Genomic DNA, 25,980 nt, shown 5'->3' with positions numbered 1-25,980 from the left:
GGGCAGCGCGAAAGGGCCACGTCCGGCACCAAAGGCGTACGCTGCGTGACCATCGCCACCAACTTGACGCCGCATGTCAAGTACCGGGAAGATGGCGGTCGTGGACGATGCCCTGGTCGAGCAGATCGCCCGGCTGCTCGACGTGCGACTGCTCGATCCGCTCGAAGTTCTCCTCGAGGGCGACGACGCGGTCGACGCGGTGCGCCAACTGGTGCGGCTGCGGGCCCGCCGGTGGGCCGACACGATGCGTACGGGCAGCGACACCGCCGCGGTCATGATGGCGGCCCGGCTGATCGCCACCCTCTACCCCGGCGACCGCGGGTTCGACCCGCCCGACGACTGGTGGGCGACCCCGCTCGGCCAGGTCGTCGCGCACCGGGCCGGGCATCCATGGGCCGAGTCGGTCACCTACGCGACCGCCGGGGCCATGCTCGGCATCACACGCCAGGGCGTACACGATCTGGTGCGGCGGGGCCGCCTGCCGCGACATCCGGACGGCGGCGTGCCGTCGTCCGCCATCCGGGACCGCCTGCGGTCCCGCCCGGATTCTCAGGAGCAGACGTGATCAACGACCGCCTGATCGACGCGGGCGAACTGCCGCTCGCGGTCCGTGACTTCGGCGGCGACCAGCCGCCCCTGCTGTTGCTGCACGGCGCCGGCGGCAACCTCGCACACATGACGACGCTGGCCCGCGCGCTCCGGGCCAAGCACCGGGTGATCACGGTCGACCTGCGCGGCCACGGACGCTCCGGCGACGGGCCCTGGACCTGGGACGCCGCGCTGGGCGACCTGGCCGCGGTCTGCGTACAGATGGAACTGGACCGCCCGGCCGTGGTCGGCCACTCGCTCGGCGGCATGCTGGCCGCCCTCTGGGGCCAGCGCCACCCCGAGGCCTCGGGCGTGGTGAGCCTCGACGGCAACCCGCCGCCGAGCCGGGTCGAGCACCTGCCGGGCATGCAACCGCCGGCCGCGGCGGCCGATCTGGCCCGCCTGCGGAAGGTCTTCGACGAGATGCAGGCCGGGATGGGCCGGCCGATCCCGGCCGACCATCTGGCCGACCTGGTCGAGGCCCAGCGGAAGGCGGCCCGCGACATGGGCGCGAACGAGAAGGTGTGGCTGGAGGGCTTCCGGCGCAACCTGGTGCACGAGAGCGGCGAGACCTCGACCCGCCCGTCGGCCGCGGCCGCGGCCCAGATGCGCGAGCTGATGAACGAACTCGACCTGAGCCCGGTCTACGCCGCCACGACCTGCCCCGAGCTGGTCGTGCTGCCGACCCGCGCCCTGCCCGAGCAGGAGCCGTTCGCCGACCTCTACGCGGCGCACCGGCGGTTCCTCGTCGAGCAGGCGGCCGCAATTGGACATCTGCGCTACATCTCGCTGGCCGACGCCTCGCACGCGATGGTGGTCGAACAGCCGGGGCTGCTCGCCGACCTGATCAGCGACTTCCTGACCACCTCAGCACGGTGACGGGCAGACCGCCGAAGACCTTCCTGGGCGTTCCACCGGTGGCCGGGAGCGCATAGAGAAACCGTCGGCCCGCTGCGCCAGCAGACGCTTGCCGTCCGGCGAGGCGAAACCGCCGGTGAACGGCCGGCCCGGCAACTTGCCCAGCGACCGGAACTGCGCCAGCTCCTGATTCGGCCGCCCGATCAGCACGCCGATCTCGGCCCGCTTGCCGTCGCGGACGCAGGCCAGCTCATCCCCGCCGAAGGGGCCGCCGCCGCAGACGAAGTGGTCAGCGCGGCTGAAGACGTCGGCGCTGGTCACCACCGCGCCGTTCGTCGTCGCCGTGGCGTCGATGGCGACATCCCAGTCGGCCGGAGAGTAGACGCGCAGCTCGGTGCGGTCGCCGACCTCGGCGGTGGCGACCAGCCCGGGCTGCTCCCAGGTCGGCTTGGCGGCGGCCGTCCGGTGGTCACAAGCGGAGATCAAGAGCAGCCCGGCGGGTGGCCAGGGCGGCGGTCAGCTTACGCATTCAGACGTACGCCGGGAGCCGGTCGAGGCAGCTCTGCCAGCCCTGGCGGTACATCTCAGCCGTCTCGGCGTCGAGCCGATCGTGAACGACGGTGAGGTCGGTGCCACCGTCCGTCGCGACAAGGTCGATCGTGACCCGGCTGTCGCGGTCGTCGCCCTGCCAGCGCCACGACTGCACGATGCGTCGGGGCGGCTCGAGTTCGGTGTAGACGCCCGCGAAACCCATGCCGTCGGCGTCGATCCCGAAGCGCCCGCCGACGACCGGGTCGGAGAACGCGCGGGGCGAGACGGTCGCCGGCCAGTACCAGGCTTGAAGGGCGTCGGCGTCGGTCAAAGCGGCGTAGACCCGCTCGGGCGGCGCGTCCAGATGGACGGTGATCTCGGCGGACCGGTCAAAGGTCATGGACATCAGCTCCAGGTGGGGACGCGGGCCGAAGACCCGCTTCGGAATGCCGTCGGTGAGCAGGCGGGCACTTTGCCGCCGTCGATCGAGGGCTCACGGTGGCGTCTCCGGCGTCCTGCCGCTTCGGGGCGGCGCGGGCGGGAACCGACGCCATGACCTCGGCCTTGTTCGGCGGCCATCAGGCGTGCGGAGAGCCGGTCACCAAGCACGCCTCAGCATGGCACGCGTCGATGAGTCGTGGGGGGAGGCGGAGGGCGATGCGTCAGTCGAGAGCGGTCGGCTTCAAGGGGCGGGCGGCGCCCGAGGCGAGCACGCCGATGAGCAGCGAGACCAGGGCGCAGAGGATTGCGTTGAGGACGCCGAGGTGCTGGGCCAGGACGCCGATCAGGGGCGGGCCGGCCAGGAACGACGCGTAGCCGATCGAGCCGGCTACCGAGACGCGGATCGCCGAGCGGACCGGATCGTCGGCGGCTGAGCTCATGCCGACCGGGAAGCCGAGCGAGGAGCCCACGCCCCACAGCAGGCCACCGAGGAGGGCCAGCGGGATCGCCGCGCCGCTGAAGACGAGCAGCAGGCCGGCCACGCCGGCGACCGCCGTGGCCCTCAGCACGGCCACGCGGCCCCAGCGCTCGATCGCGTAGCCGCCGAACAGCCGGGACAGCGTCATCGCGACGACGAACGCACCGTAGCCGATCGCGCCCACGGTCTCGGTGGCGTGGTAGCCGTCGACCAGGCTGATCGCCAGCCAGTCGTTGGCGGTGCCCTCGGCGAAGCCGAAACCGAGCAGGATCAGGCCGATCAGGATCGTGCGCGGCTCGAGCCAGGCCTGCCGGACGCTCATCGGGTGCGACTCACCCTCGGGGAGAGGCACGTGCGGGAGGAACCCGCGTACGGCGAAGACCATGACCGCGACCGTGAGGGCCGCGGTGAGATAGAGCTGCACCGAGACCGCGATGCCGGCGGCCGCGGCGGCCGCGCTGACCGCCGCGCCGAGCACCGTGCCGAGGCTGAAACCGGCGTGGAAACGCGGCATGATCGTGCGGCTGAGGCGGCGCTCGACGTCGGCGCCCTCGACGTTCATCGCGACGTCCCAGCTGCTGTTGCCCATGCCGGCCAGCACGAGGCCGAGGCCGGCGACCGGGACCGAGCCGAGGAGTGTGCCGGTCGCCAGCAGAGTCAGGCCGGCCGCCATCGAGAGGCTGGCCAGCAACACGGCGCGGGCCGGGCCGACGCGCTGCACGAGCGGGCCGGCGACCGGGATCGCGGCGATGCCGGCCACCGAGATGCAGAGCAGGAGGAGTCCGAACCCGGCCGCCGAAAGGTGCAGGTCGTGCCGCACGGCGGGGGCCCGGGCGAACCAGCCCGCGAACGCCAGGCCGTTGGTGCCGAACGTGATGCCGACCGCGAGTTTGGCCCGCTCGATCCGCGGGCGGTCGAGGTCGGCGAGCGTCATGCTCGGGAACTTACACGTTAAAGCTCGGCCGGTACCAGCGAATGAGTGCTTCCGCACGGCCGGTCGTCTGGTCCGCGGAGTCGGCCAGGGTCGCGAGGGTGGTTCGGCATGGCTGACATCGATGCGGCCGAGGACTGGCTCGACCACTGGACGGCCAGAGTCAGCGCCCGGGCCGAGCAGCGGCCACGCTCTCCCGTCGGGTCGCGGCCCTGGCCGGGCGTGGGCGGCGTGCCCCCATCGCGAGGTCGTAGCGTCAGTTCCGGACGAGCCCGCTCACCACATCGTCGAGCGTCCCGGCATCCAGTGGGACACCGTTGCGGGTCGCCTTTCCCCTACGGCTGATCGCGACGACTTCGGCGCGGTCCTGGCCACGCCGGAAGGCCATGATGACCCGGCCCTTGGCCTTCCGGGGCAGCGCCGGCCTGGTCCACTTCACGAGCACATCGGCGGCGATCGGTTTCGAGGCGAGGGTGTAACGGAAGAGCCAGCCGAGCGGCCCCATCCGCTGGACGTCCCGACGGCGGCCCGGCGCCGCGACGGGGCTCTCGATGACGACCGCCTCGCCGAAGCCGAACATCCGCAGGCCACGCCCGTCGCTCCCGTCGAACGCGGCCGTCAGGGCGAAGGCCGGGTCGGTCCGCGCGTCCCTCAGGATATTCAACTCGGGCGCGTGCTCGACCTTGCCGGTCTGCGGAACGATCCGCATCAGCCGGCGGAACACGAAACTGGCCGAGATCTCGCGCAGCGCCGAGTCACGAGCCCGATCGGGCAAGGAGCGCCAGGCCGCGGCGACGGCGGGGTCGAACAAAGCCTGCCGGTCGACGCCCGACGTGCAGAGCTCAAGTCCGGAAAGGACGATCAGCTCGACCTCGTCGAAAGCCGAGTCGTGCACCAGCCGCTGGACGGCCGCCGCGGGATCTTCACGAGGCGGGCCGAAGATGTCTCCCACTGTCGCACCCTACGACGGCCGCGCCGGGGTGCCGGGACAGCGCCTCGTGAATACAAAAGCGAGGGTGTCCCGGAACCGGGACACCCTCGCCTCAGTCAGGCGGCTGTGATCAGCTGCAGCCGGAGGTGGAGCCGCAGCCCTCGCAGACGTAGCAACTGCCGGCGCGGCGCATCTTGGTGCCGCAGGTGAAGCAGAGCGGCGCGTCGGCGGAGTGGCCGGTGACCACCTCGAGCAGCTCGGTGGAGGAGCCGGCCTGGACCGGAACCACCTTGTCGGGTTCGGCCGGGGCGACCGGGGCCGAGGCCTCGGCCGGGGCGGTGACGGCACCGACCGGGGCCGACACCGGGGCGGAGGCGGCCATGCCCGCGAGGTCGGCGTTGGCGGCCGCAACCTCGGCGGCTGCCTCGGCCTGCACCTGGGCGGCCCGCTCCTTGGCGGTGAAGATGCCCAGGTCGGCGCGGGTGTCGTAGGGCAGGAAGTCGAGCGCCAGGCGACGGAAGATGTAGTCCATCACCGAGGCCGCCATGCGTACGTCCGTGTCGTCGGTCATGCCGGCGGGCTCGAAGCGCATGTTGGTGAACTTGCTGACGTACGTCTCCAGCGGGACGCCGTACTGCAGCCCTATCGAGATCGCCACCGAGAAGGCGTCCATGACGCCGGCCAGCGTCGAACCCTGCTTCGACATCTTGAGGAAGACCTCGCCGAGACCGTCGTCCGGGTAGGACGACGCGGTGAGGTAGCCCTCGGCGCCGCCGACCGAGAAAGACACCGTCTCCGACGGGCGCTTCTTGGGCAGCCGCTTGCGGACCGGCCGGTACTCGACGACCTTCTCCACGATCTTTTCGGCCTCGACGAGCGGAGCCTCGATCTGGGCGGCCGGCTTCTCCTTCTTCGCCACCGAAAGCGGCTGGCCGACCTTGCAGTTGTCGCGGTAGATCGCGAGCGCCTTCAGGCCGAGCTTCCAGCCCTGGTAGTGGATCTCCTCGATCTCCTCGACGGTCGCCGTCTCGGGCATGTTGACCGTCTTGGAGATGGCGCCCGAGATGAACGGCTGCACCGCGGCCATCATGCGCACGTGGCCCATCGGTGCGATCGAGCGCTCGCCCATCGCGCAGTCGAAGACCGCGTAGTGCTCCGGCTTGAGACCGGGGGCGTCGACCACGTTGCCGTGCTCGGCAATGTGCTCCACGATCGCCTCGACCTGCTCCTCGGGGTAGCCGAGGCTGCGCAGCGCGCGGGGCACGGTCTGGTTGACGATCTGCATCGAGCCGCCGCCGACCAGCTTCTTGAACTTGACCAGCGCCAGGTCGGGCTCGATGCCGGTGGTGTCGCAGTCCATCATCAGGCCGATCGTGCCGGTCGGGGCCAGCACCGAGGCCTGCGCGTTGCGCCAGCCGTTCTTCTCGCCGATCTTGTTGCCGTGGGTCCACTGCTTGGTCGCCGCCCGCACGATCTCGGTCGCGACCGTGCCGGCCGGACGGATCTCGTCGTTGGCGGCGGCGTGCTTGCGCATGACCCGCTTGTGGGCCTCGGCGTTACGGGCGTAACCCTCGTACGCCCCGACGACACCGGCCAGTTCGGCCGAGCGGCGGTACGCCGTACCCGTCATCAGCGAGGTGATCGCCGCCGCGACGCTGCGGCCGCCCTCGGAGTCGTACGGCAGGCCGGATGCCATCAGCAGCGCGCCGATGTTGGCGTATCCGATGCCGAGCTGGCGGTACGCCCGCGTCGTTACCCCGATCTTCTCGGTCGGGAAGTCGGCGAAGCAGATCGAGATGTCCATCGCGGTGATGATGAACTCGACGCTCTTGACGAACTTCTCGACCTCGAACGAGCCGTCCGGCTTGAGGAACTTGAGCAGGTTGAGCGAGGCCAGGTTGCAGGACGAGTCGTCCAGCGACATGTATTCCGAGCACGGGTTGGACGCGGTGATCCGGCCGGTCTCGGGGTTGGTGTGCCAGTCGTTGATGACGTCGTCGTACTGCAGGCCCGGGTCGGCGCACTCCCACGCCGCCGTGGCGATGTCGCGGAACAGCTTCTTGGCGTCGATGGTCTCGATCACGTCGCCGTCGAGCCGGCCGCGGAGGGCGAACTGGCCGCCCTCCTCGTACGCCCGCATGAACTCGTCGGAGACCCGGACCGAGTTGTTGGCGTTCTGGTATTGCACGCTGACGATGTCGGCGCCGCCCAGGTCCATGTCGAAGCCGGCGTCCCGCAGGGCGCGGATCTTGTTTTCCTCGCGCGCCTTGGTCGAGACGAACTCCTCGATGTCGGGGTGGTCGACGTCGAGGATGACCATCTTGGCCGCCCGGCGGGTGGCGCCGCCCGACTTGATGGTGCCCGCGCTGGCGTCGGCACCACGCATGAAGCTCACCGGGCCACTGGCGGTCCCCCCGGACGACAGCAGTTCCTTGGACGAGCGGATGCGGGACAGGTTGACGCCGGAGCCGGACCCGCCCTTGAAGATCAGGCCCTCTTCCTTGTACCAGTCGAGGATCGAGTCCATCGAGTCGTCGACCGACAGGATGAAGCAGGCGCTGACCTGCTGCGGCGACTTGGTGCCGACGTTGAACCAGACCGGCGAGTTGAAGCTGAACACCTGGTGCAGCAGCATCCAGGTCAGCTCGTGGTCGAAGATCTCGGCGTCGGCCGGGGTGGCGAAGTAGCCGTACTCCTCGCCGGCCTTGCGATAGGTCGAGACGACCCGGTCGATCAGCTGCTTGAGCGACCACTCGCGCTCGGGCGTGCCCACGGCACCCCGGAAGTATTTGGTGGTCACGATGTTTGCCGCGTTGACGCTCCAGGACGCGGGGTACTCCACGCCGCGCTGCTCGAAGTTGATCGAGCCGTCACGCCAGTTCGTCATGACGACGTCGCGGCGCTCCCACTCGACCTCGTCGTACGGATGCACACCGTCGGTCGTCCAGACCCGCTCGACCCGCAGCCCCCCTGCGGCCGCGCGGTCGCCGTTCGCACGGCTGCGCTGCCGACCTGCTGTGATGCCGTCCCCGGCCATACTGCTCCCCCTCTTTGGTACTGCCACTCTTCTTTACTTCTGCGTCGTTGCCGGGCCGGCCACCGCCGGGCCGGCTACCGACTCACGCAGCGCCTGGATCTCCTTCTCGAACTCGTCGAGCGAGTCGAAGGACTTGTAGACGCTGGCGAACCGGAGGTAAGCCACCTGGTCGAGCTCCCGCAGCGGGACGAGGATCGCCAGGCCCACCTCGTGGCTGGGCACCTCGGCGGCGCCTTTAGCCCGGATGGACTCCTCGACCTTCTGCGCCAGCAGCGCGAGCGAGTCGTCGTCGACCGGCCGGCCCTGGCAGGCCTTGCGGACCCCGCTCATGATCTTGGTGCGGCTGAAGGGTTCGGTGACCCCGCTGCGCTTGACCACCGCGAGGACCGCCTCCTCGACCGTGGTGAACCGCTTGCCGCACTCGGGACACGAGCGACGGCGACGGATCAACTGACCGTCGTCGGCCTCACGCGAGTCGACCACACGCGAGTCGGCGTGGCGGCAATACGGGCAACGCACCGAGCCCCATCTCCTTTTCGGCCCTCCGGAGCTCCCTCACCGCTATCCGGGCACGCCGATAGGCAGCGTCGCGAAGATCGAATCGATCGCGTTGCTGTGGTCGGCCTGCGGATAACCGGAGAGGCAAAACCCCAACCAGTGGATGACTTACACCCTTGTAACTACTAGATGTTGGGGTAGACGCTATGCCGCGGCGGACGTGGGCGCAAGCCAAGCGACGTGCCGACGCGCCGTATTCTCCGACTCAACACGTGCGGTGTACCGGTAGTCACACGGTGCTGCCCGGAGGGACGATTTGGAGCGATTTGCAGGACAGAATCAGTGTCCGCGAGGTAACACCAGAACATCACCGGGCTGAATGTCATAACTCGGCAGCTTGTTCAGATCGCGCAACTCGGCGACGGCGGCCTGGTTGTCGCGCCGGGACATCGTGCGGGCGGCGATGCCCCACAGCGTGTCGCCCGGCTGCACGACGATCGTCGGGGCCGGAGCGGTCGACGACCCGCCGGCCTGCGAGGCGGTGGTGAAGAGCACGACGCTGGCCAGCGTGGCGGTCATAAAGAGGACGACGAGCACGACGGCGCGGCCGCGCCGGGTCAGCCGCAGCGGCGGCTCGATGCGCCGGAGATCGTGGCTCACCATGGCGATTCCCCCTCGCTCGATCGAAGATCAGCGTTCCAAGATCGTTGTTCGTACGGGCGTTCGATCGAACGCCCGTACGACGGTCTATCAGAACGGGCGTACGAAAGTCGAGCACTTCCGGGCGACACGCCGGGCCCGATGTCGTACAGATGTTTGAATATGTCGTACCCGCCGATTACGGTTTGCCGTCAAGAGGGGTCAGCCGGACAAACGCCATCCCCACGGCGTTTTTCCGGCTTCCGCGACGCACCACGTGCCGCACGACGGCACTGGCCGACAGGGAGGGCGTACGTGTCGACCGACGACCGGACAAGCCGGCAACAAACCAATGTCAAGCAGCCCGAGTCCGCGAACGCGTCTGCCGCGTTGCGCCGCCGCACACCGAGCCGATCCCGCACCGGCGAGGCGCCCCAGTTGCGAGCGGTCACACCCGTGGTCAGCCAGTTTCCCGATCTGGTCACGGCCGACCTGACGGCGCGGCAGCGGCGCATCCTGGAGTTCATCCGCGACTGGGTGGAGCGCTACGGCTACCCGCCCAGCGTGCGGGAGATCGGCGAGGCGGTCGGGCTGGTCTCGCCGTCCAGCGTGGCCTACCAGTTGAAGGCGCTGGAGACCAAGGGCTTCCTGCGCCGCGATCCCAACCGGCCGCGGGCGGTCGACGTGCGCTCCCCCAGCGAGCTGGTCGACGACGAGGCGTTGCGGTCGGCGCGCCCGCAGCCGGCGTACGTGCCTCTGCTCGGCCGCATCGCGGCCGGTGGCCCCATCCTGGCCGAGCAGGCGGTCGAGGAGTTCTTCCCGCTGCCGCGCGAGCTGGTCGGCGAGGGTGACGTCTTCATGCTCGAGGTCAAGGGCGATTCGATGATCGACGCCGCGATCTGCAACGGCGACTGGGTCGTGGTGCGCCAGCAGCCGACGGCCAACGCGGGCGACATCGTGGCCGCGATGATCGACGGCGAGGCGACGGTGAAGAGCTACCGCCAGCGCGACGGGCACGTCTGGCTGATGCCGGCCAACCCGGCCTTCGACCCGATCCCGGGCGATGACGCGACCATCATGGGCCGCGTCGTCGCCGTCCTCCGCCGCGTCTGATCCGACACAAGGAAGAGGCCGGTCCGCATCGGACCGGCCTCTTCACTGTCTCTGGCTAGCGGCGGTAGCCAGGGTTGTCGAAGCGGCCCTCGGGGCGGCCGCCGAACTCGGCCCGGCCGTCGCGGGGACGCTGGCCGCCATGGCCGTAGTCGCCGCCGCCCTGGGGCCGCTGGCCCTGGGCGGGTCCCTGGGGGCGCTGCGGACGGCCGCCGCCGGGCGGCATGCCCTGACCGCCGCCACCACCCTGGGGACGCTGACCCCCGCCACCCTGCTGGGGGCGCTGCCCCTGCGGGGCCGGACCACGGCCCTGACCGCTGCCACCGCCGTAGGTGCCGTTGCGGCCGGGCGGCGGCTGCTGACCACCCCGGGCCGGAGGCTGCTGACCACCACGAGCCGGAGGCTGCTGACCACCACGAGCCGGAGGCTGCTGACCGCTGCGGGCGGGACCGGGCTGACCACCACGCGCAGGAGCGGGCTGACCACCACGCGCAGGACCAGGCTGACCACCACGCGCTGGACCGGGCTGACCGCCCCCGGCGGGACCGGGCTGACCACCACGGGCCGGAGCGGGCTGGCCGCCCCGGGCCGGAGCGGGCTGACCACCACGGGCCGGAGCGGGCTGACCACCGCGGGGAGGAGCGGGCTGACCGCCCCGGGCCGGGGGCTGCTGGCCGCCGGCTGGGCGCGCGTACTGCGGAGCACCGCCGCCGCTGCCGTAAACCGGGCCGCGCTGGCCACCGCCGGGGGCGCCGCCGGCGCCGTAGACCGCGCCGCTGTTGGCGCCGCTGCCGCCGCCGGCCGCCGGCATGCCACCGGAACGGGCGCCGTAGGCCGCCGCGCGCTGCTGTGCACCACCGACGCCGATCAGTTCGGTCTCGGGGTCGCCGGTCGACGGGTCGTCACCGCCGTACGTCGAGGGGCCGAGCGCCGCCCGCTTGCGGCTGCGCACGATGCCCAGCACGCCCACGCCGACCAGGATCAGACCGACCAGCCCGACCCCGCCCACCATGAGCGTGATCTGGTTGAGCGTCAGGTTGGAGTACCAATGGGTGGTCGGGCCGGTCTGAGACGACTTCGCCGCCAACGCCACCGTGGTGGCCGGCGTGTACTGCATGATGTAGTTGGCGGTGTCGTGGTCGCCGTTCATGTCGGAGACCGTGTAGAAGAACTTGCCGTCGGGGCTGTAGGTGATCGCCTCGCCGAACGGCTCGTTGGGCAGCCCGGTCGTACGCGGCTTGCCGTTCTTCAGCGCACCGAGCACGTCGCCGTTGGTGACGTCCCACTCCAGCGCGTCGGTGTACGTGCGCAGCGCGACCTTGCCACCGCCCGGCGCGACCGCCCCGCCGTCGATGGTCTTGTTGCCGATCTGGGCGACCGTGTTGGACGGCGTGGTGGTGCCCGACACCTGAAGCTCGCCGACCTTCTTGAGCGGCGTCGAGGTCTCGTTGTTGGCCTTCAGTGGCGCGCTGGGCTCGTAGATCGAGGCCGGCTTGCCGAGTTCCTTGGTGACCAGCAGCGGGGTCGTGCCGTTCTGGAGCAGCAGCGCCTCGGCGTCGTGATTGTCGCCCTGGGGGTAGGCAATGCGGTAGATCTTCGGCTTGGCCGACCCGTCGGCCTTCATCGACCAGAGGGCGACGTGGTCGCGCGGCTGTGGGTTAGCCGCCCGGACACTGTCGTCGCCGGTGTCGGCGATCCAGAGAGTCTTTCCGTCCGGCGACAGGATCAGGTCTTCGGTGTCGATCGGGCTGCTGCTGTAGCTGACCTTGCTGACGACCTTGCACTTGTTGTCGAGGAAGAAGATCTTTTTGTGGCTGTCCTGAGTGCTGCTGTCGTCGATGACGATGAAGCCGGAACTGGTCGCCACAATGCCGGACAGCTCATCGAGCGTGGTGTCCGTGACCTTGCAGATCTTCTTGCCCGGTGTCGCCTTCACGCTGACCGTGGGGACCGGGTCGTCGGCGAGTGCCGGGGACGAACCGGCCACGAGCAGCCCGGAAGCTGCGATGACCGAAAAGACGAGACGCCGCATCCGATCAGTGTCGCATGCGACGTCTCGTGCCGGTGTTACGCGTAGATCAACGCAGGTCAGAGCGCCCGGCCCGCCCGGTTTGCCGGAATACCCTCGGTGCTTGATCGACTCCGTTCCGAAGGTGACGCGCCGACGACACGCCACCCACCAGGGGCAGATCACAGTTCCCTGGGAATCGGGGAACTACGCCGTGACGAACGGCTCCAGCTCGGCCGCCAACTGCTCGCCGACCCGGACCTTCAGCTCCATGCCCTCTTCGACGTGGCGGGTCTGCACCACCTGACCGGTCCGGTGGATCCGGGCCACCAGGTCGCCCCGGTCATAGGGCAGCAGGACCCGCAGGTCGACCGCCGGCCGCGGCAACCGCTCGGCGATCGCGGTCTGCAGCGCCTCGATGCCGGCCCCGGAACGGGCGGACACGAAGACCGCGTCGGGCCAGGCCCGCTTGAGTCGCAGGATCGTCTCCTCGTCGGCCGAGTCGACCTTGTTGATCACCAGAAGTTCGGTGATGCGGTCGGCACCCACCTCGCCGAGCACCTCGCGGACCGCGCTGACCTGACCCTCGGGATCGGGGTGTGCGCCGTCGACGACGTGCACGACCAGATCGGCGAAGGCCACCTCTTCCAGCGTCGAGCGGAACGCCTCGACGATCTGGTGGGGCAGGTGACGCACGAAGCCGACCGTGTCGGACAGCGTGTAGACCCGGCCGTCCTCCGCCGCGGCCCGCCGGATGGTCGGATCGAGGGTCGCGAACAGCGCGTCCTCGACCAGCACTCCGGCCTGGGTCAGGCGGTTGAGCAGACTCGACTTGCCGGCGTTGGTGTAACCGGCGATCGCCACCGCGGGCACCCCGCTGCTGGCGCGGCGGGAGCGCTTGGTGTTGCGTACGGTCCGCATGCCCTTGATCTCGCGCCGCAGCCTCGCGATGCGCTGGTTGATGCGCCGGCGGTCGGTCTCGAGCTTGGTCTCACCGGGACCACGCAGACCCACACCGCCGCCCGCGCCGCCACCGCGGCCGGAACCACCGCTCTGGCGGGACAGCGTCTCACCCCAGCCACGCAGGCGTGGCAGAAGGTACTGCAGCTGGGCCAGCTCGACCTGCGCCTTACCCTCTTTGCTCTTCGCGTGCTGGGCGAAGATGTCGAGGATCAGCGCGGTGCGGTCGACGACCTTGACCTTCGTCTGCTGCTCGAGGTTGCGCAGCTGGGACGGGGAAAGCTCACCGTCGCAGATGATCGTGTCGGCGCCGGAGGCGAGAACCACGTCGCGCAGCTCGTCGACCTTGCCCCGGCCGATGAAGGTAGCCGCATCGGGCCGCCCGCGCCGCTGGATGAGGCCCTCGAGCACCTCGGAACCCGCGGTCTTGGCGAGATCGGACAGCTCGGTCAACGAATTGTCCGCGTCATCCTGACTGCCCTCGGTCCAGACGCCGACCAGCACGACGCGCTCCAGGCGCAGCTGGCGGTACTCGACCTCGGTGATGTCGGTGAGCTCGGTGGAAAGGCCGGCCACCCGGCGCAGCGAGCGACGCTCTTCAAGGTCAAGTTCGCCGACGCTGGGATCGAACAGCTCTGTAGTCAAAAGGTGACCTCCTCAGCCCGATCGTGGCACGCCGCGCGCACGAACGCATCCACATAACCGGGCCGAGCGTTTTGTAGGAGTGTCTGGACCAGTAATAACCACCGGATTGGGAACCTGTATTCCGGAAGCGCAAGAATGCGGTGACGCACCCGCCAACGTCGGAGGGAACACCGTGGTGACGACCCGCCTGCCGAGCGCAGGATTTTCGATCACGATCCGTATTGCCGTTACCGCGGACGCCTCGTCCATCGGCCGGCTCACCACCTGCGTCGGCGAAGCCGGCGCCATCGTCACCGCGCTCGACGTGGTCGACTCGGACACCAGCCGGGTGCTCGTCGACCTCACCTGCGACACAGCCGATTCCAACCACGCTGACCAGGTGGTGAAGACGCTCGAGGAGCTGGACGGGGTCGACGTCCGCAAGGTCTCCGACCGGACGTTCCTGCTGCACCTGGGCGGCAAGATCGAGGTCTCGTCGAAGGTCGCGCTGCGCAACCGCGACGAACTGTCCCGGGCGTACACGCCGGGCGTGGCCCGGGTCTGCATGGCGATCGCCGAAAATCCGGCCGACGCACGCCGGCTGACCATCAAGCGCAACACGGTCGCCGTGGTCAGCGACGGCTCGGCGGTGCTCGGCCTGGGTAACATCGGCCCGGCCGCCGCGATGCCGGTCATGGAGGGCAAGGCGGCGCTGTTCAAGCGGTTCGGCGGGGTCGACGCGTGGCCGGTGGTGCTCGACACCCAGGACACCGACGAGATCGTCAACATCGTCCGGGCGATCGCCCCGGCGTACGGCGGCATCAACCTGGAGGACATCGCGGCGCCGCGCTGCTTCGAGATCGAGATGCGGCTGCGCGAACTGCTCGACATCCCGGTCTTCCACGACGACCAGCACGGCACCGCGATCTGCGTGCTGGCCGCGCTGACCAACGCGCTGCGGGTGGTCGGCAAGGACATGGCCCGGGTCAAGGTCGTCGTCTCGGGCGCCGGCGCGGCCGGCACCGCGATCATGAAGCTGCTGCTCCGGGAGGGCGTCGGCGACATCATCGCGTACGACCGGCAGGGCGCCCTGCACCGCGGCATGTCCGGGCTCAACGAAACCTGGCAGTGGCTGGCCGACAACACGAACAAGGACAACTACTCCGGCGACCTGCCCGGCGCGATCGTCGGCGCCGACGTGTTCATCGGGGTGAGCGCCCCCAACCTGCTCTCGGGCGACGACATCAGCAAGATGGCCGACAAGTCGATCGTCTTCGCGCTGGCCAACCCCGACCCGGAGGTCGACCCGCGGGAGGCCCGCCGGCACGCCGCGGTGGTCGCCACCGGCCGTTCCGACCAGCCCAACCAGATCAACAACGTGCTCGCCTTCCCGGGTGTCTTCCGCGGCATGCTGGACGTCAGCGCCGAGGGGTTCACCGAGGAGATGGCGCTGGCCGCGGCCCGGGCGATCGCCGACGTGGTGGGCGAGGACAAACTCAACCCGACCGTCATCGTTCCGAGCGTCTTCGACCCGCGGGTCACCCCGGCGGTCGCGGCCGCGATCCGGGCGGTCGTGCGGGGCGGGGCGGTGCCGCACAACGCGGCCGCCACGCCCGAGGTCGAGCTCCAGGAAGCGCCCCGGGAGACCTTCTAGCCTCAGAACGACCACCCGGTCAGCTCAGCGACCCGGTCGGTGATCAGCCCGGCCGCCCCAGCGGCGGCCAGGGCCGGCCACTGCGCCGGGTCGTTCGCCGTCCAGGGCATGATCTCGACCCCGGCCGTCAGCAGAGCGTCGACCGTGTCGGTGTCGCGGAGAAAGTCGGCGATGGGCGGGTTGCAGCAGACCACGCCCAGAGAGGCGGCCAACGACGGCGTGTCCGGTGTGAGGTGCAGGCGAAGCAGGCCCCGCCGCACGTCCGACGACGGGACCATCGCAACGACGGCCGGATCGAAGCTCTGCACGATCGTCCGGTCGAGCAGGCCGCGCGACGCGACCTGCTCCAGAATCACCTTGACCTGCTCCGGCGTGGCCGGCGGCTTGATCTCGAGCAGCAGTTCGACATCGGCCGGGGCGATCAGGTCGATCGTCTCGGCCAGCGTCGGCACCCGCACCCCGGCGTACGCGGGCGAGAACCACCCACCGGCATCCAGAAGGCGCACCTCGTCGAAGCCCGCCTCCCAGACCGGCCCGGTGCCGGTGGTGGTGCGCTCGAGTGTGCGGTCGTGGATCACCACCGGCACGCCGTCGGCGGTGGTCCGCACGTCGAACTCGACGATCGTCGCCCCGCCGCGCAGCGCCGCGGCGAACGCGGGCAGCGTGTTTTCCGGCGCCACGGCCGAGTAGCCGCGGTGCGCCACGCGATGCCGCATCAGCCCAGTTGCTCCGGGTCGACCTCGCCGGTGGCGACCAGCACCGCCGGGCCGGCCAGCCACCACCGGTCCTGTTCGTCGTGGGTCACGGTGACCCGGCCGCCGGGGACGTCGACCGCGACCGTGCCGGTCGACCGGCCCGCGTCACGCAGCGCGACCGCGCCGACCGCCAGGCAGCCGGTGCCGCAGGAGAGCGTCTCGCCCGACCCGCGCTCGAAGACGCGCATCGCCACGTGGAGATCGGCGTCCGCCAGCGGCGCGGCGGAGCGGACGAACTCGACGTTGACCCCAGCGCCGAACAGCGACGAGTCGTAGCCCGGCGCGGCGGAGAGGTCGAGGGAATCGAGGGAGACGCCGTCGTGCAACCCGCAGACCAGGTGCGGATTTCCGCAGTCGACGGCCACACCGGGGAAAATCAGGGGTCCGACGGTCGCGGTGCTCGCCGCGTACACCGAAGGGGAGCGCATGTGTACGCGGACCGTGGGTCCCTCGACCAGCGCAACCACCACCCCGGCCCGGGTGGCGATCGGCAGCCCCTGCGGGCCGGGCGACGCGAGTCCCCGCGCGACCAGATAGCGGGCGAAGACGCGGACGCCGTTGCCGCACATCTCGGCCGGCGAGCCGTCGCCGTTCCAGTAGTCCATGAACCACTCGGCCTCGGAGGCGTAGCCGGCCGCGTCGGGGTGCTTGGCGCTGCGCACCACCCGCAGGATCCCGTCGCCGCCGATGCCGAACCTGCGATCGCACAGGCGGGCGACCAGCGACGGGGTCAGCTCGAGCGCCCCATCGGGGTCGGGCAGGATCACGAAGTCGTTGCCGGTGCCGTGGCCCTTCGTGAACTTGATCAGGCGGGGTGGCTCGTTGAACAACACGGCTACATCATCCCGCAGCCGCCAGCGCGTCCGCCACGAGCGTGTCCGACGCCCCGTCCAGCCAGACGATCGCCGGGTCGCGGCGGAACCAGGACCGCTGCCGCCGCACGAACCGCCGGGTGCCGCGCACCGTCTCCTCCTTCGCCTCGTCCTCGCTGAGCAGCCCGTCGATCTGGGCCAGCGCCTGCTGGTAGCCGAGCGCCCGTCCCGCGGTCCGCCCCTCGCGGATCCCGTCGAGGCCGCGCACCTCGTCGACCAGCCCGGCCGCCCACATCAGGTCGACCCGCCTCGCGATGCGTGCGTCGAGCTCGTCGGCGTCGCGGTCGACCCCGATCTGCACCGACGCGTAGTGCGGGGTGGGCGCGGGCAGCGACGCTGTGAACGGGCGGCCGGTCAGCTCGATCACCTCGAGCGCGCGCACGATCCGCCGCCCGTTGGACGGCAGAATCTTCTCCGCCGCGACCGGGTCCCACCCGCGCAGGCGCTCGTAGAGGGGCGCCGGGCCGTCGGCCGCCAGCTCGGCCTCGAGCCGCGACCGCACCAGCGGATCGGTGCCCGGGAACTCGAACTCCTCCAGAACCGCCCGGATATAAAGCCCCGAACCGCCGACCAGCAGCGGCACCCGGCCCCGGGCCAGGATGCCGTCGATCGCCGCCCGGGCAAGTGTCTGATATTCGGCAACCGCGGCGGTCATCGTCACCGGCCAGATGTCCAGCAGATGGTGCGGCACGCCGGCCCGCTCGGCGACGGACAGCTTGGCTGTGCCGATGTCCATGCCCCGGTAGAGCTGCATCGAGTCGGCGTTTATCACCTCCGCGCCCAGCTCGTGGGCCAGCGCGAGGCTCAACGCCGACTTGCCGGCCGCGGTCGGCCCGACGACGGTGATCACACGCGGAGCAGTTGGGTGAGGCACTGAGCCACGGTAGGACACCGTTGGGTCACGGTCATCCCTGGGCGCTTCCCCCAAACCCGGTTGGACCTGTGACAATGCGCGAGAAAGAATGCCGATGAGAAGATTGGCGTTCGACTGCGCTGTGGCGGGTCGCCGGTTCCGACCGGCGACGCCGGGAGAACGAGGATGAGGTCATGAACGACTGGACGGCCTTCGGGCGCGTGGATGCCGACGGCACCGTGTACGTGAAGACCGCCGAGGGCGACCGCGTGGTCGGTTCCTGGCAGGCGGGCACGCCGGAAGAGGGCCTGGCCCACTTCGCCCGGCGGTTCGCCGACCTGGTCACCGAGGTCGACCTCGTGGAAGCGCGCCTGAAGTCCGGCGCCGCCGACGCGTCGCACTCGCTGAGCAGCCTCAAGCGCCTGCGCACCACGCTCGACGAGGCGCACGTGGTGGGCGACATCGACGGACTCACGACACGGCTCGACAAGCTCAACATCCTGGCCGAGGAGAAGGCCGGCGAGGCCCGCGCGGCCCGCGAGGTCGCCCGGGGTGAGGCGCTTGCCCGCAAGACCGCCCTGGTCGAAGAGGCGGAGACGATCGCCGCCGAGTCCACCGGCTGGAAGACGGCCGGCGACCGCCTCAAGGAGATCCTCGAGGAGTGGAAGACGGTCCGCGGCGTCGACAAGAAGACCGACGGCGAACTCTGGAAGCGCTTCGCGGCCGCCCGCGACGGCTTCACCCGCCGCCGCGGCGCTCACTTCGCCACCCTCGACGGCCAGCGCAAGCAGGCCCAGACGGCCAAGGAAGAGCTGGTCAAGGAGGCGGAGAGCCTGTCCGACTCGACCGAGTGGTCGAGCACGGCCAACCGGCTCAAGGAGCTCATGACCGAGTGGAAGGCCGCGCCGCGCGCGGCCAAGGAGGCCGAGCAGAAGCTGTGGGAGCGGTTCCGCGCCGCCCAGGACGCCTTCTTCACCCGCCGGAGTGAGGTCTTCTCCGCCCGCGACGCCGAATACCAGGGCAACCTCGACAAGAAGCAGGCGATCCTGGCCGAGGTCGAGGCGCTCGACATCGACGCCGACCCGCGCGCGGCGCAGAGCAAGCTGCGCGACGCGCAGGCCGCCTGGCACGACGCCGGCCGGGTGCCCCGCGAGGCCGCGGCCGGTCTCGACCGTCGCTGGCGGGCCGCGGAAGACCGCATCCGCGTCGCGATGGACTCGGCCTGGCGCAAGACCACCCCGCAGGACAACCCGCTGCTCCAGCAGATGCGCGAACAGGTCGCCGAGGCCGAGCAGCGCCTCGCCCGGGCCCAGGCGGCGGGCGACGCCCGGCGGATCAAGGAGGCCGAGCAGGCGCTGGCCTCCAAGAAGCAGTTCCTCGACCTGGCCGAAAAGGCCAACTAGCAGGGGTTTCTCAGGGCGCATCCGGTCACGCCGGGTGCGCCCTTTTTGTACGGCGTGCCATGGTCCCGCTTCCACAAGGCGAGGTCCGTGCCTCTCCGGGCCGTTGCGCCCCTTTCGCGTTGGTCGGTACGCAAGGCCGTCGGCTTCCGCCGACGGGACGATGATCTTCCGTCGCGGACGCGCCTACCGTCGGTTACCCGACGAGCGCGAGGGAGCAGCCGAATGTCCCCGACCGTGGTGCGACCGTGGCGTTGCAGTTGCAGCAAAATCCGCTACCAGACCGAGGAAGAGGCACGGGCGGCCGCCGAGCGGCACCCCGAGGTCTACGGCACCGGCTTTCATCTCTACAAGTGCCCGGGCGCGCGGCCCTGGCACATCGCCACCCGCGGCTTCCACCCGAGGGCCCTCAAGTCCCGCGGCCGCATCCTGGCCTACCACATGTCGGCCCGGCGCATCGTCGACGTCAACTGGGTGATCGAGCACGAGCTCGGCCTGGAACCCAACTCACCGCAGTGGCGGTCGGCGCACCGGGTGGTCGACGACTACGTGGCCTGGGGGCTGATCCGGCCGGTCGAGCGTCCCGGCACCCGCACCGTCGAGGTCACCGACGAGAACGGCCTGCTCCGCGTAATCCAGATCGGCTGGGAACAGTACCGAGCCGACCACCACCTGCTCAGCTCGTAGGTACTCCACAGGCGCCCTCCGCGATCCATGTTTCTCGCGAGAATCGAGATCGGGGCCCCGGCGCGTGCGGAAATCCATCAGCCTCGCGCCAGGGCCGCCAATTCTGCCGGGCTTGCGTTGCCGCCGGTGCAGACGATGGCGACGCGGCGGCCGGCGAAGAGGTCGGGGCGGGCAGTCACGGCGGCCAGGGCGGCCGCGCCGGCGCCCTCGGCCAGGGTGTGGGCGTGGGTGGCCAGGAGGCGCTGGGCGGCGGCGATCTGGTCGTCGGTGACCAGCACGAAATCCTTGAGGCCGCCGCGCATGATCCGCTGGGGCAGGTCGAAGCCGCGGCCGGTGGCCAGGCCGTCGACTCGGGTGCGGTTGGGGCGCTCGACCAGCCGGCCGGTGCTCCAGGAGTCGTAGGCGGCCCGGGACGCCGATGACTGCACGGCGATGATCTGGCAGTGCGGGGCCAGTTCGCGAGCGACGACGACCGCCGCGGCCGCGCCGGTGCCGCTGCCGACCGGGACGACGACCGCGTCCAGGTCCGACGCGGCCGCGAAGATCTCCTGGTAGAGGGTGCCCACGCCGGCCAGCAGTTCCGGGGTGTCGCCGGGGCTGACCAGCCGGGCGCCGGTTTCCCGGGCCGTCTGTTCGGCGTACTTCTGGGCCGCCGCGAGGTCGGGGCCGGTGAGGACGACTTCGGCGCCCCACGCGCGTACGGCATCGGCCTTGGCCGCATTGGCGTCCGCCGGCATGACGACGGTGCAGGGTACGGCGGCGAGGCTGCTCGCGTACGCCATCGAAAGCGCGTGGTTCCCGGTGGAGTAGGTGATCGTCCCGAGCGTGCGCTCGGCCGGCGGAAGCCGGTCGAGCAGCGTGAGTCCGCCGCGCACCTTGAACGCACCGACCGGCTGCGTGTTCTCGTGCTTGACCAGGAGGTTGGCCCCGATCTCCCGGTCGAGCACGGGATAGGACCACAGGGGCGTGGGCGGCAGATGGCGAGCGACGATCGGCTGGGCGGCCTGGACGTCGGCGTAGGTGAACTCCATGCCCTCATCGTCGGCCCGCATCGACTCATAGGTCTAATGGCGGTTTTCTGGCTGATCCATAGACTCAATTGATGCTTGACGTGACCCGGCTGGCCGTCCTGGTCGCCGTCGCCCGCACCGGGTCGGTAACCGCGGCCGCCCGCGAGCTGCATTACGCGCAGCCGTCGGTCAGCCACCACCTGGCCCGGCTGGAAGCCGAGACCGGCAGCCGGCTGATCCAGCGGGTGGGCCGGGGAATCCGGCTCACCGAGGCCGGCCGCCTGCTGGCCGAGCGGGCCGAAGAGATCCTGGGCCGGTTGGCCGCCGCCTCGGAGGAGCTCGCCGCCCACACCGGGTTGCGGGCCGGGCGGGTGCGGCTGGCGGCGTTCCCGTCGGCTCTGGGAACGTTCGTGCCCCGCGCCGCTGCCTCCTTCGCGGCGGCCCATCCCGAAGTCGACCTGCGCTTCACCGAGGCCGAGCCCCCGGAGGCGATCCAGTTGCTGCGCAGCGGCTCCGTCGAGGCGGCACTGGTGTTCGGCTACCCGTCGGTGGCCGACCTGAACGGGTTACGGCACGAGGTGCTGCTGGACGAGCCGACTTACCTGGTCGTGCCGGTCGATGTGGCCGGGGACCAGTTGCTTGATCATCGCGATCGGCCGTGGATCGCCGGGTGCGAGCGCTGCCGGAGCGAGCTGCTGCAGGCCTGCTCGGATGTGGGGTTCACGCCCGATATCCGATTCACGACGGACGACTACGTGGCCGTGCAGGCGCTGGTCGCGGCGGGGCTCGGCGTGACGACGCTGCCGGGGCTGGCGCTGTCCGCGCATGGCAACGAACGCGTGCGTGCGGTCCCCGTTCCCGGCCGGCTCCGGCGGATCATCGTCGTGGTGGCCGGCGACGCACCGGACCCGCCCGGCACGGCCGCCCTTCTCACACACCTGCGGACGGCATTCCCGCCGAACGTGGATCTCTCTCATCGGACGGTCCGAACCGGACGGGGCGACATCCAGCCGCAATAGAGATCGACTCCGGCCCACTGGACAAGATCGACAGTTACCCCGCCCGCATCCGGCGGACGATCCACCGATCAGCCATTCCGGACCGCGGAGCGGCTGTCGTCGTTACCATCTTTGGCGGATCCCGACGGCGCTCTTCAGCGAATCGACGCGGTGCGCCATGATTAAGGTCAGAACCGAACTTCGGCTGCCGCGTTGAGCTAGACGCGCTCGGTTTACGTATCCAGTGTCCCGGGGCCGGTCCGAACGTCGAGCGAATCGTCGGCCGTGGCCTGTGAGCGAAGATGGTGGTGCACACCGGTGAGGATCGAACCGCGACAGCAGTTGCTGGAGACGTGGCGGGCAACCGTGCAGTCATCGTGGCGGGACGGCGAGTGGCGCTGGGGCGGACGGGACGAGCCCAACTCGATCTCCGACGCCGAACAGCTGCTCTGCATCCTGCTCCCGGCCACCCAGATTCCGGCATTCGGATTGGACCGTCCGAACGTCACGGCGGACGCCATGCTGGCGGCTCTCAAGCCCCTCGGCAACGAGAAGACCATCCCGCTGAATCTGGTTCGCATCGCGACCGACTATTTCACTCGCTACTCCGAGGACGGACGTCCGGTCTTTTCCGGAGGGAGCTATTACAGCCTCCGGGCCGAGGACGCCGAGCAGGGTGCCAAACTGAGCGAGGACCAGCGCTCCCGAGACATCGTGGACTCCTTCGCGATCTCGGTCACGCTGTCGCTGGCGACAATCGGTTTTGTTCGGATCTTCCGACAGTCGGTGCGCCGCCTGGATGTCCGTCAGGAACTGCGGGCTCTGGAACGCATGGCGAGCGCGCGACTGACCGCCGCGATGGTGGGTCTGCTGAGAAGCTTCTCGACGCACGTCTTCGAGGCAAGCAGTGCTCCGGGCAAGGTGCTGGTGAGCACGATCAGCAAGAGCGGCGTGCCTCCCCGGCAGGTGGTCTCCGAACTGCGTACCGCACTTCAGCAGACGATCGCCTCATTCGGCGAGGTGCTGATCGGATCGGGCCAGACACAGGATCTTGACGGCGAAAACCAGCTGTTCGAGTGCGGATGGTCCTGGGGCGTCGTAGATGGCGCGCCAACCGTCACGCTGGAAAGCCCGGCGGGTGGCGACACGACCAAGGTTCAGCCGGCCGGGGAGTCCGTGACTTCGGATCATGTGGATGAGATCGGCGAGCAACTCGACGGGATCGCGGAAAACAAGCCCTATCTCTATTTCACGGTCGTCGCCGTGGACGCCATTGAGGACCTGTTCTCCGAACGAACCCGTGTTCTGGGCCTGCTCAACGAGGAACAGCAGCGTCTGGCCCGTGCGCTGCAGCTGCGCTGGGACCTGACCCTGTCGTACTGGTCGACTCTGGCGACCTTCGGCGACGGCGCGGTGTGGCCGCTCGAGGACCCGCCCTGGCAGACCACTGACGGCCAGCGCAGCGACTACTACACGCTTCTGGTGACGTCGATCGTGGTCAAGGACCTGGTGCGGCGACGTGGATCCGATGCCCGGCTGGCCCGGGTCGGCACCGTGCTCGCCGATCTGGCCAACGAGTCACGCGTGACACGCACATACCAGCCGGGCGACTCGGGCCTCCGCCTGCACTCGCCCGGGCTCTCGGTGACGTTGCTCGGCAGCGAGAAGGACTCACCGGACGGTGTCGAGACCTACTGGTCGGTCACCGAGATCGCATCACTGCTCCTCCAGCGCTGCGTCGTGATCGCCGGCCTGCTGAACGATGTGGAGCAGCGGGCACGGTTGCTGCGTCTCGCCGATCGCATCTGGGGGCACCTGGAAGTCCGACGACTGGTGGTCGGCGGGGGCGCCAAGTTGTGGGACCAACCGGCCGCGCTCTTTGATGGACTGGAGACGTTCGAGAACCCTTCCTGGTATTACACCGAACGGGTGGTCCAAGGACTGATCAGCACGGCTAATCTGCTCTCCGAAGAACCGATCGTCAACGAACGCCTGGTTGTGCGCACCTTCGACATGTTGTACGAGGCCGAGCACCTGTACGACATGGAGCGGATGCGCGGCTCGGCCGATGGCAGCCCTGGGGTGGAGAACGTCTTGACCGAGATTCGCATCAAGCTTGCGCGTGCGAGAGACATCGCCCGCAGCCGTCCGGCCGCCGCGGGAGCCCTTGTCACGTCGGCTCTCGCTTCCCTCGACGCGTTGGACGCGGTGCGCAGCGACGGAAGTCCGGCCCTCTGATGCTGATCTTCGCGACGTCCGACAAGGGCGGCACCGGCCGGTCCGTGACCAGCAGCAATCTGCTGTACCGGAGCGCGCTGCAGGGCAACGACGTGTGCTATGTGGACTTCGATTTCGGATCGCCGACGGCGGGAGCCATCTTCGGCGTGGAAAATGCCGAGAACGGCACGACGACGGGCCGCGGAACCCATCGTTATCTGGACCAGCACGTGCAGTCTCCGGAACACATCGACGTGTGGTCCCACACGGACCGCTCGGCGGTCCGGCATCGACCGTCCGGTGCCGGTCGCCTCGTTCTCATCCCGGGTGACTACGGCGGCAGCGATTTCACCGGGCGCAAGGATCTCAATCTGGAGCGCTGCGTCGACCTGTTCCTGACTCTGAACGCCGAGTTCGGCCTCAGCATCATCGATCTCAGCGCGGGCCGTAACCTGGCGGTCGAGATGGCGCTGAAGGCGACCGCTCGCCCGGAGTTGCGCAGCGTGCAGAGCCGCTGGCTGGTCTTCCACCGGTGGACCAGGCAGCACGTCGCCGCCGCCGGGGGCCTGGTGCACGGGACCAACGGGTTGCTGGCGACCGCCACCCGGTACGGCCACGACCCGGAGGCGTTCCTCCTCGACGGTCTACGTTTTGTCCGGACGGCCGTGATCGACCAGACATCGCCTTCGCACGGCGGACTCACCGCGCAACAAGCAATTTGGTTACGTCAATGTGACGAGCGCTTGCGTGGACTGGCGGACAAACACAGAGTGGGAAAAGATTTTCATCTGGGGTCCGTACCCCTTGATCCTATGTTGCAATGGCAGGAACAACTCATAACGGACGATGACGTCGCGAGCGGGGTCGCCAATCGAGAGACGCGGGACGCGTTCGACTCATTGGCGCGGCTCATCGCTGACGACCTGGCCTGGGAGACCCTATGACGGCCGCGCCTGTGATCGCCTATCAGGAGGATGCCAGCGCACCTCCCATGGAGTCGGACGGCCTCTCGCACGTGTCGCTCGAGTTGGGCCACCTCTACATGGAGGATTTCGCGCACGGCGTCGATCACCTCGTCGATTATTTCGAGATCATCGCCCCCTATGTCACGGCCAATATCCAAAGTCTGAAGAGGCGTCTCGGCGACACGAAGGCACCCCGGATCAGCACCTGTTTCCTGATCGACGACTACTTCAGCCAGCTCGAATCGCCACAAGAGGTCATCCCGATGATCCAGAAGGCGGCGGATCGCACCGGCCTGGTCATCGACTACATCGCCCGCGAGTCGGCATGCGCCGAGACCCGGGAGACCAAGCTGGCCGAACTCCTGAAGAGCCGCCTGGTCAAGGAACCGACACCGAACAGCACCGGCGGCCGTCCCCCGTTGAGCCGCACCGGATGGTTGTCGAACGGCGAGCCGTCGCCCAGTCTCGATGCCGCGCCGGCCATGGCCGAGGCGACGTGGCGGCCGCCCCAGCAGAGCGCACCCAACCGACACGCGATCTTCGTGGACGTCGAACTGTGGGACGATCGGCACTGGTCATGCGCGTACCTCGCCGCGGTGTGGCAATGCCTCCGGCTCGGTCTGCTCCGCGACAACGGAAAACGCGTCGTGATCCCGGAAAGGCTGAACGGGCCGATCCCCGCCCAATGGGGCGACGTGCCGCCGGTGCTTCAGCTGACCGAACGGCCGCAGCCGTTCAGCGCCTACCGCACGGTCTCCCTGCTCGGTAGCCGGTTCATGGAGATCGAGGTGGCGACCCGGGTCGTGCTCGGCCAGGTGCGCGTTCCGGATGAGATCACGAGGCAGATCCGGGAGCGGGCCGAACGCGACCACCTCCCGCTGCCGGCCGACATCCTCGACCGCATCAACTACACCTTCATCGGGGACATCTGATCG

General features: G+C 69.7%; 23 protein-coding genes. 10 read left to right on the top strand and 13 right to left on the bottom strand.

The features are described from left to right. Window positions 1–73 precede the first annotated feature (73 nt). Together ACIA5C_RS15795 and ACIA5C_RS15790 are read left to right on the top strand one after the other, a co-directional pair. Complete coding sequence (locus ACIA5C_RS15795; RefSeq protein ID WP_396054987.1) at window positions 74–565, top strand: hypothetical protein; 492 nt, start codon at window positions 74–76, stop codon at window positions 563–565. After that, window positions 562–1,467: an alpha/beta fold hydrolase gene (locus tag ACIA5C_RS15790; protein WP_396054985.1), complete on the top strand. Its 906-nt coding sequence runs from the start codon at window positions 562–564 to the stop codon at window positions 1,465–1,467. The genes ACIA5C_RS15795 and ACIA5C_RS15790 overlap by 4 nt, the downstream gene beginning before the upstream one ends. Here the strand turns inward: ACIA5C_RS15790 and ACIA5C_RS15785 are convergent. From ACIA5C_RS15785 to ACIA5C_RS15755, 7 genes are all read right to left on the bottom strand, one after another. After that, window positions 1,456–1,932, bottom strand: coding sequence for a hypothetical protein (locus ACIA5C_RS15785; RefSeq protein WP_396054983.1), 477 nt, complete (start codon window positions 1,930–1,932; stop codon window positions 1,456–1,458). The genes ACIA5C_RS15790 and ACIA5C_RS15785 overlap by 12 nt on opposite strands. Before the next feature lie 43 nt (window positions 1,933–1,975). Next, window positions 1,976–2,377, bottom strand: a complete 402-nt coding sequence (locus ACIA5C_RS15780) for an SRPBCC domain-containing protein (protein WP_396054981.1) — start codon at window positions 2,375–2,377, stop codon at window positions 1,976–1,978. Between the two features lie 262 nt (window positions 2,378–2,639). Next, window positions 2,640–3,830 (bottom strand): MFS transporter, encoded by a 1,191-nt coding sequence (locus ACIA5C_RS15775; RefSeq protein ID WP_396054979.1) that lies wholly within the window; start codon window positions 3,828–3,830, stop codon window positions 2,640–2,642. 253 nt (window positions 3,831–4,083) lie between these two features. Then, on the bottom strand, window positions 4,084–4,779 hold the full coding sequence (locus ACIA5C_RS15770) for a hypothetical protein (protein ID WP_396054977.1): 696 nt from the start codon (window positions 4,777–4,779) through the stop codon (window positions 4,084–4,086). 109 nt (window positions 4,780–4,888) lie between these two features. After that, complete coding sequence (locus tag ACIA5C_RS15765; protein ID WP_396054975.1) at window positions 4,889–7,795, bottom strand: vitamin B12-dependent ribonucleotide reductase; 2,907 nt, start codon at window positions 7,793–7,795, stop codon at window positions 4,889–4,891. A gap of 33 nt (window positions 7,796–7,828) precedes the next feature. Beyond that, window positions 7,829–8,314 (bottom strand): transcriptional regulator NrdR, encoded by a 486-nt coding sequence (gene nrdR, locus ACIA5C_RS15760; protein ID WP_396054973.1) that lies wholly within the window; start codon window positions 8,312–8,314, stop codon window positions 7,829–7,831. Between the two features lie 318 nt (window positions 8,315–8,632). Continuing rightward, window positions 8,633–8,956 (bottom strand): LysM peptidoglycan-binding domain-containing protein, encoded by a 324-nt coding sequence (locus tag ACIA5C_RS15755; protein ID WP_396054971.1) that lies wholly within the window; start codon window positions 8,954–8,956, stop codon window positions 8,633–8,635. A gap of 291 nt (window positions 8,957–9,247) precedes the next feature. Here ACIA5C_RS15755 and lexA point away from each other — a divergent pair, with 291 nt between their 5' ends. Further along, window positions 9,248–10,045 (top strand): transcriptional repressor LexA, encoded by a 798-nt coding sequence (gene lexA / locus ACIA5C_RS15750; RefSeq protein WP_396054969.1) that lies wholly within the window; start codon window positions 9,248–9,250, stop codon window positions 10,043–10,045. Window positions 10,046–10,100: 55 nt separating this feature from the next. On the opposite strand, the gene ACIA5C_RS15745 is transcribed toward lexA, so the two are convergent. Next, window positions 10,101–12,074, bottom strand: a complete 1,974-nt coding sequence (locus tag ACIA5C_RS15745) for a hypothetical protein (RefSeq protein ID WP_396054967.1) — start codon at window positions 12,072–12,074, stop codon at window positions 10,101–10,103. 183 nt (window positions 12,075–12,257) lie between these two features. Further along, a complete protein-coding gene (gene hflX, locus ACIA5C_RS15740) occupies window positions 12,258–13,655 on the bottom strand; it encodes a GTPase HflX (RefSeq protein ID WP_396054965.1) in 1,398 nt (465 codons plus the stop codon). 172 nt (window positions 13,656–13,827) lie between these two features. Between hflX and ACIA5C_RS15735 the strand changes: the two genes are divergently transcribed. After that, the gene (locus ACIA5C_RS15735; protein ID WP_396054963.1) at window positions 13,828–15,288 is read left to right on the top strand and encodes an NAD-dependent malic enzyme; all 1,461 of its coding nucleotides are present in this window, start codon (window positions 13,828–13,830) and stop codon (window positions 15,286–15,288) included. Between the two features lie 2 nt (window positions 15,289–15,290). Here the strand turns inward: ACIA5C_RS15735 and ACIA5C_RS15730 are convergent, their stop codons facing one another. Genes ACIA5C_RS15730 through miaA form a run of 3 tightly spaced genes read right to left on the bottom strand, consistent with a single transcriptional unit; the run spans window position 15,291 to window position 17,807 of the window. After that, window positions 15,291–16,004, bottom strand: a complete 714-nt coding sequence (locus ACIA5C_RS15730) for a glycerophosphodiester phosphodiesterase (RefSeq protein ID WP_396054961.1) — start codon at window positions 16,002–16,004, stop codon at window positions 15,291–15,293. Then, window positions 16,004–16,849 (bottom strand): diaminopimelate epimerase, encoded by an 846-nt coding sequence (dapF, locus tag ACIA5C_RS15725; protein ID WP_396055617.1) that lies wholly within the window; start codon window positions 16,847–16,849, stop codon window positions 16,004–16,006. Before dapF ends, ACIA5C_RS15730 begins: the two co-directional genes overlap by 1 nt. Window positions 16,850–16,883: 34 nt before the next feature. Beyond that, on the bottom strand, window positions 16,884–17,807 hold the full coding sequence (gene miaA, locus ACIA5C_RS15720; protein ID WP_396054959.1) for a tRNA (adenosine(37)-N6)-dimethylallyltransferase MiaA: 924 nt from the start codon (window positions 17,805–17,807) through the stop codon (window positions 16,884–16,886). A gap of 155 nt (window positions 17,808–17,962) precedes the next feature. On the opposite strand from miaA, the gene ACIA5C_RS15715 reads away from it, so the two are divergent. Further along, window positions 17,963–19,171, top strand: coding sequence for a DUF349 domain-containing protein (locus tag ACIA5C_RS15715; RefSeq protein WP_396054957.1), 1,209 nt, complete (start codon window positions 17,963–17,965; stop codon window positions 19,169–19,171). A 222-nt stretch (window positions 19,172–19,393) separates the two neighbouring features. Next, the gene (locus ACIA5C_RS15710; protein WP_396054955.1) at window positions 19,394–19,855 is read left to right on the top strand and encodes a hypothetical protein; all 462 of its coding nucleotides are present in this window, start codon (window positions 19,394–19,396) and stop codon (window positions 19,853–19,855) included. 77 nt (window positions 19,856–19,932) lie between these two features. Here ACIA5C_RS15710 and ACIA5C_RS15705 read toward each other — a convergent pair whose 3' ends face one another. After that, window positions 19,933–20,886 carry a threonine/serine dehydratase gene (locus tag ACIA5C_RS15705; RefSeq protein WP_396054953.1) on the bottom strand — a complete coding sequence of 318 codons (954 nt, stop codon included), beginning with the start codon at window positions 20,884–20,886 and terminating at the stop codon, window positions 19,933–19,935. A 71-nt stretch (window positions 20,887–20,957) separates the two neighbouring features. Between ACIA5C_RS15705 and ACIA5C_RS15700 the strand changes: the two genes are divergently transcribed. From ACIA5C_RS15700 to ACIA5C_RS15685, 4 genes are all read left to right on the top strand, one after another. Further along, window positions 20,958–21,884: a LysR family transcriptional regulator gene (locus ACIA5C_RS15700; protein WP_396054951.1), complete on the top strand. Its 927-nt coding sequence runs from the start codon at window positions 20,958–20,960 to the stop codon at window positions 21,882–21,884. Between the two features lie 264 nt (window positions 21,885–22,148). Next, a complete protein-coding gene (locus ACIA5C_RS15695) occupies window positions 22,149–24,101 on the top strand; it encodes an SCO2524 family protein (protein ID WP_396054949.1) in 1,953 nt (650 codons plus the stop codon). Then, complete coding sequence (locus ACIA5C_RS15690; RefSeq protein ID WP_396054947.1) at window positions 24,101–25,024, top strand: SCO2523 family variant P-loop protein; 924 nt, start codon at window positions 24,101–24,103, stop codon at window positions 25,022–25,024. Before ACIA5C_RS15695 ends, ACIA5C_RS15690 begins: the two co-directional genes overlap by 1 nt. Then, complete coding sequence (locus ACIA5C_RS15685; protein WP_396054945.1) at window positions 25,021–25,977, top strand: SCO2522 family protein; 957 nt, start codon at window positions 25,021–25,023, stop codon at window positions 25,975–25,977. The genes ACIA5C_RS15690 and ACIA5C_RS15685 overlap by 4 nt, the downstream gene beginning before the upstream one ends. The last annotated feature ends 3 nt before the right edge of the window (window positions 25,978–25,980 follow it).

It is taken from the genome of Actinoplanes sp. NPDC051343 (assembly GCF_044455125.1).
Classification (GTDB): domain Bacteria; phylum Actinomycetota; class Actinomycetes; order Mycobacteriales; family Micromonosporaceae; genus Actinoplanes.
Note: the sequence above shows the minus strand (reverse complement) of the source record. Positions and strands in the feature narration are given on the sequence as shown.